The organism is Microbispora bryophytorum, assembly GCF_043197435.1.
Taxonomy (GTDB): domain Bacteria; phylum Actinomycetota; class Actinomycetes; order Streptosporangiales; family Streptosporangiaceae; genus Microbispora; species Microbispora bryophytorum.
In genome coordinates, this window is record NZ_JBICTF010000003.1 from 528,524 (window position 1) to 540,730 (window position 12,207).

The window sequence follows — 12,207 nt, forward strand, 5'->3', positions numbered from 1 at the left end:
TTGCATCGGTTATCTGAGGTTGACGACGATATTACGGTCTGATGACGGTCGAAGGGAATTCACGGGTCGCCCAGCGCGTCGAGGGCGGCCGTGAACGCCTCGGCCGGGGGGCTGACCAGACCCGCTCCCACCTGGCCGGTCCCGGCGATCCTGCCCGCGATGCCGGTGTTCACCACGGGCAGCAGACCGGTCCTGGCCACGAGGGCGACGTCGATGCCGGCCGGCGTGCCGCGGAAGCCCAGCCCCGGGATCTGGTACGCCGGGTGCTCGGCCATGGTGATCTCGTACATCGAGGTCGTGGCCGTCACGGCGTCGGCCACCTCGCCGCCGACGAACCGGACGATCGCGGGGGCCGCCGCCATGGCGAAGCCGCCCAGGCCCACCGTCTCCGTGATGGTGGAGTCGCCGATGTCGGGGTTGGCGTCGTGCGGGCCGTATCCGCCGAGGTAGAGGCCGTCGGGCACGCCGGCCGGCCCGGTGAACCACCGGTCGCCGAGACCCGACACCTGAATTCCGAAATCGGTCCCATTGCGCGCCATCGCCACGACCAGGCTCGACCCGGGCACGCCGCGCGCCGCGTCGGCGCTGACTTTGGCCGCCGCCATTCCCGCGTTCAGGAAGAAATGATCATTTCCGTTGATGAATCGCAGCACCTCGGCCGCGTGGTCCGGGGCCGCCTCCACGACCGCGGGCGCGATCTCACGCACCATCAGGGACGTCGCGGCGCGGTTGCGGTTGTGCAGCTCGTCGCCCATCTGCAGCGCCTGCGCGATGAGCGTGCGCAGATCGAGGGGGCCGCACCGCTCCAGCGCCGCCGCCAGCGCCGGCCCGAGCACCTCGCCCATCCAGCGCAGCCGCCCGATCACCTCGGGCCCGTACGCGCCGTAGCGCAGGACCTTGCCCAGCCCCTCGTTCAGCGAGCAGTAGGCCGTGCCGCCGTGCTCGGCGTCGGAGACCTCCAGCATCCACATCGACGGGCTGACGACGCCCGCCATCGGGCCGACCGTGCGGTGGTGGTGGCAGGAGTCGAGCGTGATCCCCGCGCCGGAGGCCAGGAGGTCCTCCGCCTCCTCGGGGGCGGCCGCCAGGCCCTCGAACAGCATCGCCCCGACGAGCGCCCCCCGCATCGGGCCGGAGGCCCGTTCCCAGGTGATCGGCGGACCGGCGTGGAAGAACTCGCCGGCGCCGAGGCCGAGAGCCTCACGCGCCGGGCGTACGCCGGTCAGCATGGGCCGCGCCGACAGCATCCGCCCCACGGCGGTGGCGTTGGCGCTCTCGCGCCGGGGGTCGGCCAGCACCCGCGCGAGGGCCGCGGAGGCGCCCGGCAGCGGCGGCCGCCAGTCGACCTCCCGCCGCGGCACGGCCTGCCGGTCGAGCGCCTCGCCCAGCACCTGCGCGCCCACCGTGATGACGCGCGGCTCGCCGTACAGCATGGAGAGGGTCATCAGGCTCCGATCGGGGTCCGTGCGGCCACGCCCGTCACCCGCCCGCGAGAAGGCGGGCGTGCCGGGCCGCCGCGGCGTTGGAGGTGAAGACCGCCGCTCCGGCCTCGTTCAGCCGGGCGGCCTGGGCGCGCAGCCGCTGGGGGTCGCCGTCGGTGCCGACGACGGCCACGACCACGTCCACACCCCCGGCCACCGCTTCGCGGATCGCGGGCGCGAGCCAGGAGGACGGGTCGGGGTCGGCGCCGTGCCCGAGCACGACGTCCATCAGCGCGACGCCGGAGGCGACGCCGCGCAGCGCCTCCAGCCGCAGCGTCGGGTCGATCATGGGATGGGCCCGGCCCCGGGTGTAGGCGTCGTCGCCGAAGTCGGTGAACTCGCCGGTGCCCGCGACGAACGCCGCCTCCGCGCACAGCGTGCCGCCGGCGTAGAGCCCCCGCAGGGTCCCCGTCGTGTCCGGCCGTCGCGCCGGGGCGGGCCAGGACGGCCACGCGGGCACGTCGCGGCCGAGGGCCCGCAGCGCCTTCTCCGCGGCGGTGGTCAGGTCGTCCTGCCCCGGCCCGAGCAGCGCGGCGACGACCGGCGTCGCCAGATCGAGGTCCCGTACGGCACGGGCCACCTCCGGGGCGGGGGGCTTGGAGACCAGCATGATCAGCTCGGTCGCCGGGTCCTCGTCGAGCGCGCGCAGCGCCTGCACGGCCGAGCGCCCGCCCACCTGGGCGGACAGATCCCTGCCGCCCACGCCGAGCACGTGGGACACGCCGACGCCGGCGAGGTCGAGCAGGCTCGTCACCTGCTGGGCGCCGGTGCCCGAGGCAGCCACGACGCCGACGGGCCCGGGGCGCAGGACGTTGGCGAAGCCCAGGCCGGCCCCGCCCACGACCGCGGTGCCGCAGTCGGGCCCCATCACGAGCACGCCCCTGGCCCGTGCCCGGTCCTTGAGGAGGATCTCCTGCTCCACCGGCATGTTGTCACTGAAGATCATCACCGAGAGCCCGGCCTCCACGGCGTCGAGCGCCTCGGCGAAGGCGTGCTCGCCCGGCACGCTCACCAGGGCCAGGCTCGCCTCGAAGGCCCGCGCCGCCGACCGGGTCGTACGCGGCGGCGCCTCGCCCCGCGTCCCGCTCGCCGGCGCCCGTGCGGCGAGTTGCCGCTCCAGTTCGGCGGCGGCGTCCTCCAGCTCCGGCGGCGAGCCGGCCCGCACCGCCACGAGCAGGTCGCCGGGCGTCGCGGGCGGCACCGCGAAGCCGAGATCGCGGGCGAGGTCCAGGTTGAGCTCGGTCGCCATCGCGACGACGGCGACGGTGACTCCGGGGTGCTCGGTGAGGGCCCGGCTCACCCGCATCAGCGCCACGGAGTCGCGGTAGACGCCGGGGCGCACCTCGACCAGATCGTTCACCGGCCCTCCCGATGGGCGAGGACGGCGGCCAGGCCGATCTGCACGCCCCACGCGAGGTCGGCGCCCGAGGTGTGCCCGAGGCGGAGCAGACGGTGCACGGCCGGCTCCAGCGGCTGGTGCCCGGCCGCGCCGCGCAGCACCCCGGTGACCTCCGGGCTCGCCTCGCCTCTGGCGGCGCAGTGCAGCAGGGTGGCCGAGATGGGCGTGGTCCTGGTGCGGGCGTCGTAGGTGACCGCCGCGGCGAGCCAGTCGGCCAGCCATACGGCGCGCGGCGCTCCCGCCGCCGCGCCGAGGTGCCGCAGCGCGACCAGCAGGCCGGCGAGCATGTCGTCGCCGCTCGGCGTCAGCCCCGGGCCGAGGCCGATCAGCCGCTCGGCCGCGGTGATGCTCTCCACCAGCGAACCGGACCGGCAGCCGCGATCGAGCAGCGCCGGGGCGCCGTCAGGGACCAGACCCGGACGCCGGGGCGAGGCCGCGCGGACACGGCCGAGCAGGCCGAGGGCGGGCGCGAGCCGCGCGGGGTCGGCGGGGCCGAGCGGGGGAGCGGGGTCCCACCAGCGGCGCACGCAGATCGACACGCCGCCGACCTCGACGGACCCCTCGCCGACCCAGGCGTCGTCGCCCGCCGACACCCCGCCGAGGCGCTCGGCGAGCAGCACGGCGTTGGGCAGACGGGTGGCCTCGCCCGTCACCACGGCGACGACGTGCGGCTCGGCCTCGCTCCTGATCTCCAGGTAGAGCGCGAGGGGAAGGACCGCGAGCACCCTGGCCGGTCGGCGGGGCGCCTCGATCGTGGGCCGTACGGCCTCGCTCGCGGCGCCGCTCACGTAGGCGGAGGCCGCCGGGGGGCGGGACGCGGGCGTCGTCGCCCGCCGCCCTTTCGGGCGCGTGCCAACACTCACCGGGACCTCCCGAAGCCAGTCGTTGCCGACGCTAAGGCCCGGTCTCCCCCCTCCGTACGGAGAAAGGTGCCAACAGTCGGCCGAATGCTTGGCTCTTCCTGACAGGACCGCGGTCGGGCACAATCGGCCTGAGACGAGCCCGATGCCGTGAGGGGAGTGGTCCGCGAGGTAGGAGCGGCCCGCGTAACGGACGAGGAGCGGTGAGCGATCAATGGCCCGGGGACGTCGCGACCCCGGTGACGGCATTCTCGGAGACGGCATTGCAGAACGACCCGGCCCCGCCCGCCATGCGCCTGGCGAGCACCGGAACGATCCTCCACGGCGTGTCGGTGGGCGAGGTGCTCGGGGTCTCGACGCTGGCGGACGCCCGCCTGATCGCCGGGCGGGCGGGCCTCGACCGCATCGTGCAGCGCCTCAACGTGATGGAGGTGCCCGACATCCTCGCCTGGGTGAAGCCGCACGAGCTGCTGCTCACCACGGGCTACCCGCTGCGCAACACGCCGCAGTCGCTCGACCGGCTCGTGGCCGACCTGGACGAGCGCGGCCTCGCCGCTCTGGCGATCAAACTCGGCCGCTACCTGGACGAGCTGCCGGGGGAGATGGTCGAGCAGGCCGACCGGCTGGGCTTCCCGCTGATCCTGCTGCCCAACGACGTGGGCTTCGACGACATCCTCAACCAGGTGCTCACCGACATCCTCAACCGCCAGGCGGCGATCCTCGCCCGTACGGAGGAGGCGCACCGGGCGCTCGTGCAGATCGTGCTGGCCGGGGGCGGGATGCGGGAGGTCACGGCGGAGGTGGCCGGGCTGCTGCAGGTGGCGGTGGGGGCGACCGACGCCGCCGGTCATCTCCTCGCGGCCGCCGGGGAGTCCGGGCAGGTGGCGCGGCTGCGGGAGATCAACGCGGCCCTCGCGCGGACGCAGGCGGCCCCGCCCGCGGGCGGTGACGGGCACTATGCGGCGGTGCCGGTCGTCGCGGGCGGGCACCACCACGGGAGGATCGCGGCCTACAGCGCCCACGGCACGCTGACCCCCAGCGACATCGGCATCCTGGAGCGCGCCGCGACCGTCGCCGCGCTGGTGATCACCAAGCAGGAGGCGGTCACCGCGGTCGAGAGCAAATACCGCGCCGACTTCCTGCGCGACGTGCTCACCGGGAGGGGCGGGCTGCGGGTGGCCGAGCGCGCCCAGGCGTTCGGCTGGGACGTGGAGCGCCCGGTGAGCGTGCTGGTCGCCGAGATCGACCCGGACGCCGAGGAACGACCGCTGCAGGACCGCATGCTGGCGGCGTGGCAGGCGGCGGTGCGCAAGCACGACCCGCGCGGCGCGGTCGCCGGCTTCTCCCACGAGGTCGTGGCGATCGTCGGGGCGGCGGCCGACCCGGCGAAGGTGGCCAGGGACGCGCTCGCCGCCGTCTCCGACGGCACGTTCTCCACGGGCCTCAGCCGGGTCGCCTCCGGCGTGGACGCCCTGCCCGGCGCGTACGGCCAGGCGCTGAAGGCCGCCAGGGTGGGCCGGCAGCTCCACGGGGCGGGCGCGATCGCCCACTTCGACGAGCTGGGCGTCTACCGGCTGCTGTCGCTGGTGAACGACACCGACGAGCTGCATGCCTTCGTCCGCGAGACCCTGGGCCCGCTCGCGGGGGACGACGACGCGGAGAACGCCGACCTGCGCCGCACCCTGCAGGCGCTGCTGGAGACCAACCTCAACGTCGCCGAGACCGCGCGCCGGCTGCACTTCCACTACAACACCTTGCGCTACCGGATCGGCAAGCTGGAGCGCATGCTGGGCAACTTCACCGAGGACGCGCACCTGCGGCTCAACCTCACCCTCGCCCTGCACGTCCTGCGCATGAGGGGCATCTAGGTCGTGGCCCTTGGATCTTCCACCTGCGGTCGCCCAGGCGGCGCCTCGTCACGGCGAGTCTGCGGGGCACTCGCTGGCTTATCTAAGCTGGCGGCGTGAACGACGCGAAGGCCCCAGCGATCACCTTCGAGCTGGACGGCGACTACATCCCGCTCTGCGATCTCCTCAAGTTCTGCCAGATCACCGACAGCGGCGGCGCGGCCAAACACCTCGTCGCGGAGGGCCGGGTGCGCGTCGACGGGCGCGTGGAGTTGCGCAAGGCCTGCAAAATCCGGGCGGGCCAGGTCGTCAGCGGCGAGGGGTACACGATCCGTGTGGTGTGACGCCCCGGAGGGCGCTGGTTTGGCAGATCATGCCCATGTCTGCCGCGCACGCCAGTCCTAAAGTGCCCCAAACGGTCTAGAGCGCCGCGGAGGGACGCCTGCGGGGTGGCCTACCGGCCCACGGCCCAGTACCAAAAGGGGCGTAAATGGCTTTCAGATGGACAGTGCACGGCGACGGCAGAGGGCTGGCACCCGGGGAGGTCGTCAAACCGAACGAGAGGCTGAGCTGGCCGCGCATGGCCGGCATCGGCGCCCAGCACGTGATCGCCATGTTCGGCGCGACCTTCGTGTTCCCCCTCGTCATGGGGCTGGACCCGAACACGGCCGTGATGATGTCGGGCGTCGCGACGATCCTGTTCCTGCTCTTCACCCAGGGGCGGATCCCCAGCTACCTGGGCACGTCGGCGTCGTTCGTCGGGGGCGTCGTCGCGGTGCGGGCCGCGTTCGGCGGCGACACCCCGGGGGCCGACCAGGTCGTGACCGGCGCGATCCTCGTCGCCGGTCTGGTGCTGGCCCTGTGCGGCGTGGCGATCCACGTGCTCGGCGTGCAGATCATCCACCGCGTCTTCCCCCCGGTCGTGACCGGCGCGGTGGTCATGCTGATCGGCTTCGGCCTGGCGTACGTCGTGGCCGACGTGTACTGGCCACAGGACCCGTGGATCGCGCTGATCACGATGGTCGCGACGTTCGTGTTCATCGTGGTGTTCCGCGGCTTCCTCGGCCGGATCGGCGTGCTGCTGGGGCTGGTCTTCGGGTTCGTCCTGTCCTGGCTCGCCGACAAGGCGTTCGGGAACATCACCGCGTACAACGCGGGCATCGGGAAGATCGACACCCACCCCCGGGTGAGCTTCCAGGCCGTCGTCGACGCCGACTGGATCGGGCTGCCGCACTTCCACGCCCCGTCGTTCCAGGCGTCGGCCGTGCTGGTCGTGCTGCCCGCCGTGATCGCGCTGATCGCGGAGAACGTCGGCCATGTCAAGGCCGTGGGCCAGATGACCGGCGCCGACGTCGACCCCCAGATGGGCAAGGCGATCATCGCCGACGGCGTCGGCACCGTGGTGGCGACCGCCGTCGGCGGCTCGCCCACCACGACATACGCTGAGAACATCGGCGTCATGGCGGCCACCCGGGTCTACTCGACGGCCGCCTACTACATCGCCGCGGTCATCGCGATCCTGTTCGGCCTGTGCCCCAAGTTCGGCGCGCTGGTCGCCGCCACGCCCGGCGGCGTGCTCGGCGGCGTCACGGTCATCCTGTACGGCATGATCGGGTTGCTCGGAGCGAAGATCTGGGTGGAGAACCGGGTGGACTTCGCCGACCCGGTCAACATGGTGCCGATCGGCGCGGGGATCATCCTCGCGATCGGGCCGGTCACCCACCAGATCACCGGCGACTTCTCGCTCGCCGGGATCGCGCTCGGCACGATCGTGGTGCTCGCCGGCTATCACCTGCTCCGTGCGATCGCGAGCAGACGAGCGAAGGAGGTCACGGGTGGGGAGATCGGGCTCGAACGCGACCCGGCTGTCTGAACGGCCCGCGCCGCGGGTGCGAACGCGGTGAAGCCGCCTCCGTTCCACTACCACGGCCCGGCCACCCTCGGCGAGGCGCTCGACGTCCTCGCCGAGGCCGGGCCCGGCGGGAAGGTCCTGGCGGGCGGCCAGAGCCTGATCCCGCTGCTCAACATGCGGCTGGCCGCGCCCGACCACATCGTCGACGTGAACCGCGTGCCCGGCCTGGACGGGATCGAGGCCGGGCCGTCCGGCGTACGCGTCGGGGCCCTGGCCCGCCACGCCGCCGTGGAGCGCTCGCCGCGGGCCGCCGCCGCGCTGCCGCTGCTGCGGCAGGCGCTGCGGCTGGTCGCCCACCCCGTGATCCGCAACCGCGGCACGGTGGTGGGCAGCCTCGTGCACGCCGACCCCGCCGCCGAGATGCCCGCCGTGCTCGCCCTGCTCGGCGGGTCCGTACGGATGGCGAGCCGGGGCGGGGAGCGGGAGGTGCCGGCCGCGGAGTTCTTCACCGGCCCGATGGAGTCGGCGCTGCGGCCCGGCGAACTGGCCGTGTCGGCGTTCTTCCCGGCGCTGCCCCCTCGGTCGGGCACGGCCTTCCACGAGGTGGCCCGGCGGCACGGCGACTACGCGGTGGCCGGGGTGGCCGCCGCGGTCACGCTGGACGAGGACCTCCGGATCGCCGCCGCCCGCGTCGCCTGCGTGAGCGTGGGACCGGTCCCGGTGGTCGTGGACGTGACCGCCGCGTGCGGCCCGCGTCCGGCCGCCTCGGTCGAGTGGGAGGCCGTGGCGGGAGCCGTACGGGACCGGATCGATCCGGAGGGCGACATCCACGCGACGGCGGACTACCGGCGGCACCTCACCGGGGTGCTCGCCGCGCGGGCGCTGCGGGACGCCGCCGCGGCGGCCCGCGGGGAGGAATCGTGAACGAGACACGCCATCGGGTGACGCTGACGGTCAACGGGGTCCTGCGCGAGGCGACGGTGCCCGGGCGGCGGCTGCTGTCCGACTGCCTGCGCCACGACCTCGGCCTCACCGGCACCCACGTGGGCTGCGAGCACGGCGTCTGCGGCGCCTGCACGGTGCTGCTGGACGGCGAGCCGGTGCGGTCGTGCCTGACGTTCGCCGTCACGGTGGACGGCCACGAGATCACGACGGTGGAGGGGCTGGCGCGCGACGGCGAGCTGTCGCCGGTCCAGCGGGCCTTCGCCGAGTGCCACGCCCTGCAGTGCGGGTTCTGCACGCCGGGTTTCCTGTGCACGGTGACCGCGTTCCTGCGGGCCAACCCCGCACCGGCCGAGGAGGAGGCGCTGGAGGCCGTGGCGGGCAACCTGTGCCGGTGCACCGGTTACCAGAACATCCTCAAGGCGGTCCACCGGGCGGCGGAGCTTCAGGCAGAGCTTCAGGCGGAGCCTGGGGCGGAGCGTCAGACAGAGCTTCGGGTGGAGGAGGATCGGTGACGACCAGGTTGTTCGGCGAGCCGGTCCAGCGGCGCGAGGACGCCCGGCTGATCACCGGCCAGGGGCGCTACCTAGACGACCTGGGCGCAGGCGCGCTGGCCGCCGCCTTCGTCAGGTCGCCGCACGCCCACGCGCGGATCCTCGACATCGACGTGTCGGCCGCCCTCGACGTGGAGGGCCTCGTCGCGATCTACACGTGGGAGGACCTGCCGGGCGCGCTGGCCGAGCCGCTGCCGCTGCTGATCCCGCACCCCGCGCTCACCCACGGGCGCACGGCGTACCCGCTGGCCCGGGAGATCGTCCGGCACGTCGGCGAGCCGGTCGTGATGGTCGTCGCCCGCGACCGCTACCTCGCCGAGGACGCCTGCGCCCTGATCCGGGTCGACTACGAGGTCCTCAAGCCCGTCGTGGGCATCGAGGAGGCCGTGCGCGGAGTCCACCTCGTGCACGAGGACGTGCCTGGCAACGTCGGCGCGCACCTCGTCCAGGAGGTGCCGGGACCGGGCGGCCTGACCGCGGGGGAGGCGATCGAGGCCGCCCCGCACACGCTGGCGTTCCGCCTCGACGTCGAGCGCAGCGCGTCCATGCCCCTGGAGGGGAGGGGCGTGTACGCCCGCTGGGACGCCGACGACGGCTCGCTGCGCGTCTACTCCTCCACGCAGACGTCCACGAGCGTGCGGATGGCGATCGCGGCCAAGCTCGGGCTGCCGCTGCCCAAGGTGGAGGTCGTCGCGCCCGATGTCGGCGGCGGCTTCGGCGTCAAGATCGTCCACCCGTGGCCCGAGGAGGTCCTCGTGCCGTGGGCGGCCCGGCTGCTGAACCGCGAGGTCAAGTGGGCCGAGGACCGGCGCGAGCACTTCGTCTCCTCTTCCCACGAGCGCGGCCAGGTCCAGCACGTGCGGGTCGGGTTCGACGACGAGGGGCGCGTCCTCGGCCTGGAGGTGGAGATCCTGCACGACCACGGCGCCTACACGCCGTACGGGATCATCGTGCCGATCATCACCTCGACCCAGCTGCTCGGGCCGTACAAGGTGGGCGCCTACCGGGTCGAGTTCTCCTCGATCTACACCAACACCGTGCAGGTCACGCCTTATCGGGGCGCGGGCCGCCCGCAGGGCGTGTTCTGCATGGAGCGGACGATGGACCGCATCGCCGCCCACCTCGGCAGGGACCGCACGGAGGTCCGCGCGGCCAACTTCATCCAGCCGCACGAGTTCCCGTACGACCAGGGCATGACGTTCCAGGACGGGCGTCCGCTGATCTACGACAGCGGCGACTACCCCGAGGCGCTGCGCCTGCTCAAGGAGCTGATCGGCTGGGACTCCTTCCCGGAGGCGAAGGCCCGCGCGGCGGACGAGGGGCGCAGGATCGGCATCGGCGTCGGCTGCTACGTCGAGGGCACCGGCGTCGGCCCCTACGAGGGCGGGCACGTGCAAATCACCTCCGACGGCCGGGTGCACGTCTCGACCGGCCTGACCTCCCAGGGGCAGGGGCACGAGACCGCCTTCGCCCAGATCGCGGCCACCGAGCTCGGCGTGCCGATCGAGAAGGTGTCGGTCGTCACCGGCGACACCCGGCGCTTCGGGTACGCCGTGGGCACCTTCGCCTCACGGGCGGCCGTGATGAGCGGCAACGCGATCGCGCTCGCCTGCCGGAAGGTCAGGGAGAAGGCGCTGCGGATCGCGGCGGAGGCGCTGGAGGCCGACCCGCGCGACCTGGAGATCACCGACGGGACGGTCCACGTCGCCGGCGTGCCGTCGGCGTCGATCCCGCTGGGGACCGTCGCCGTGCTGTCCAACCCGCTGCGGTACGCCTTCGACGAGGAGACCAGACGGGCCACCCAGTTCGCCGGGGCCGCCTCCGACGACCGGCCGCCGGTCGCGGAGGGGGAGGAGCCGGGTCTGGAGGGCCGGGACTACTACTCACCGGTCAGATCCACCTTCGCGGCCGGCATGCACGCGGCGATCGTGGAGACCGACCCCGACACCGCCGAGATCAGGATCCTGCGCTACGCCGTCGTCCACGACTGCGGCAGGCTGATCAACCCGATGATCGTCGAGGGGCAGATCCACGGCGGGGTCGCCCAGGGCGTCGGCGGGGCGCTGTACGAGAAGATGGTCTACGACGAGCACGGCCAGTTGCTGAACGCCTCGTTCATGGACTTCCTGATGCCGTACGCCACGGAGGTGCCGCACATCGAGACGGCCCACCTGGAGACGCCCTCGCCGCTGAACCCGCTGGGGATCAAGGGCGCGGGGGAGGCCGGGGTCATCCCGGTCTCGGCCGTCATCGCCGGTGCGGTCGAGGACGCCGAGGGCATCACGATCGCCCGGATGCCCATCTCCCCCTCCGACCTCCACCACCTGCGCCTCACGCCTCAGGGAGCGCCCGGAAGCGATCAGTGAACTCCGGCGGTGAGGCGCTTGCGGAAGACCCAGTAGGTCCAGGCCTGGTAGGCGATGACGCCCGGCAGGGCGAACAGGCCGATCCAGGTGAGGACGGTCAGCGTGTACGGCGCCGAGGCCGCCTCGGCCAGCGTGAGCCCGGGCAGGGGAGCGGTCCACAGCACGCCGAAGACGGTGGCGGTCGTCGCGGCGATCGCGGTCGCGGTCGCGGTGAAGGCCCAGCCCTCCCGGCGGCCCCACACCAGCGTCACCCCGGCCGCCAGCGCCGAGGCGGCGAGCAGGGCCGTGCCCAGCGTCCACGCCGGCCCCCTGCCGGGCACGGACGGCAGCGTGGCGATCGCCATCGGCAGCGCCCCGACGGCCGCGAGAAGCGCGGCGCGGCGGGCGCGGGCCCGCACCCCGCCGGTCGTCTTGAGCGCCACGAACACCGCGCCGTGCAGCACGGCCACCGACAGCGACAGGGCCCCGCCGAGCACGGTCGCCGGCGCCGTGCCGAACAGCAGGTTGCCGAAGATCGCGCCCCACAGGAACGCCGGGAGCACGCTGCCGACGACGATCCCGGCGTCGCACAGCGCGATCTCGCGGCGCGAGTGGACCTTGCCCCGCCACTCCAGGCCCACCCCGCGGAGGATCAGGCCGGCGATGACGAGGAAGACCGCCAGGTAGAAGCCGCTGAGCAGGCCGGAGTACCAGGCAGGGAAGGCCGCGAACATCGCCCCGATCGCGGTGATCAACCACACCTCGTTGCCGTCCCAGACCGGCCCGATGGTGCCCAGCACCTGCCTGCGGTCGGCCTCGGAGCGCGACAGCAGCGGCAGCAGCGCGCCCACGCCGAAGTCGAATCCCTCCAGGACGAAGTAACCCGTCCAGAGGAACGCGATCACGATGAACCAGAAGGTCGTCATC

Annotated in this window: 10 protein-coding genes; 6 read left to right on the forward strand and 4 right to left on the reverse strand. The window is 73.6% G+C overall.

Translation table 11 applies throughout. The features are described 5' to 3' along the window. Positions 1–59: 59 nt before the first annotated feature. Genes ACGFIB_RS11745 through ACGFIB_RS11755 form a run of 3 tightly spaced genes read right to left on the reverse strand, consistent with a single transcriptional unit; the run spans position 60 to position 3,743 of the window. Positions 60–1,445 (reverse strand): YlbE family protein, encoded by a 1,386-nt coding sequence (locus tag ACGFIB_RS11745; protein ID WP_393370849.1) that lies wholly within the window; start codon positions 1,443–1,445, stop codon positions 60–62. Positions 1,446–1,479: 34 nt separating this feature from the next. Further along, positions 1,480–2,841, reverse strand: a complete 1,362-nt coding sequence (locus ACGFIB_RS11750; protein ID WP_393370852.1) for an FdrA family protein — start codon at positions 2,839–2,841, stop codon at positions 1,480–1,482. Beyond that, positions 2,838–3,743: a DUF2877 domain-containing protein gene (locus tag ACGFIB_RS11755; RefSeq protein ID WP_357256820.1), complete on the reverse strand. Its 906-nt coding sequence runs from the start codon at positions 3,741–3,743 to the stop codon at positions 2,838–2,840. The genes ACGFIB_RS11750 and ACGFIB_RS11755 overlap by 4 nt, the downstream gene beginning before the upstream one ends. A 287-nt stretch (positions 3,744–4,030) precedes the next feature. Here ACGFIB_RS11755 and ACGFIB_RS11760 point away from each other — a divergent pair, with 287 nt between their 5' ends. From ACGFIB_RS11760 to cutA, 6 genes are all read left to right on the forward strand, one after another. Beyond that, on the forward strand, positions 4,031–5,608 hold the full coding sequence (locus ACGFIB_RS11760) for a PucR family transcriptional regulator (RefSeq protein ID WP_142570595.1): 1,578 nt from the start codon (positions 4,031–4,033) through the stop codon (positions 5,606–5,608). A gap of 95 nt (positions 5,609–5,703) precedes the next feature. After that, positions 5,704–5,931, forward strand: coding sequence for an RNA-binding S4 domain-containing protein (locus ACGFIB_RS11765; RefSeq protein ID WP_167748190.1), 228 nt, complete (start codon positions 5,704–5,706; stop codon positions 5,929–5,931). Between the two features lie 146 nt (positions 5,932–6,077). Continuing rightward, a complete protein-coding gene (locus ACGFIB_RS11770) occupies positions 6,078–7,460 on the forward strand; it encodes a uracil-xanthine permease family protein (RefSeq protein ID WP_142570013.1) in 1,383 nt (460 codons plus the stop codon). Positions 7,461–7,487: 27 nt separating this feature from the next. After that, a complete protein-coding gene (locus tag ACGFIB_RS11775; RefSeq protein ID WP_357242702.1) occupies positions 7,488–8,363 on the forward strand; it encodes an FAD binding domain-containing protein in 876 nt (291 codons plus the stop codon). Then, positions 8,360–8,896, forward strand: a complete 537-nt coding sequence (locus tag ACGFIB_RS11780; protein ID WP_393370856.1) for a (2Fe-2S)-binding protein — start codon at positions 8,360–8,362, stop codon at positions 8,894–8,896. Before ACGFIB_RS11775 ends, ACGFIB_RS11780 begins: the two co-directional genes overlap by 4 nt. Next, the gene (gene cutA, locus ACGFIB_RS11785) at positions 8,893–11,301 is read left to right on the forward strand and encodes an aerobic carbon-monoxide dehydrogenase large subunit (protein ID WP_393370859.1); all 2,409 of its coding nucleotides are present in this window, start codon (positions 8,893–8,895) and stop codon (positions 11,299–11,301) included. The genes ACGFIB_RS11780 and cutA overlap by 4 nt, the downstream gene beginning before the upstream one ends. Here cutA and cydB read toward each other — a convergent pair. Next, positions 11,295–12,206 carry a cytochrome d ubiquinol oxidase subunit II gene (cydB, locus tag ACGFIB_RS11790; RefSeq protein ID WP_357242714.1) on the reverse strand — a complete coding sequence of 304 codons (912 nt, stop codon included), beginning with the start codon at positions 12,204–12,206 and terminating at the stop codon, positions 11,295–11,297. The genes cutA and cydB overlap by 7 nt on opposite strands. Between the last annotated feature and the right edge of the window lies 1 nt (position 12,207).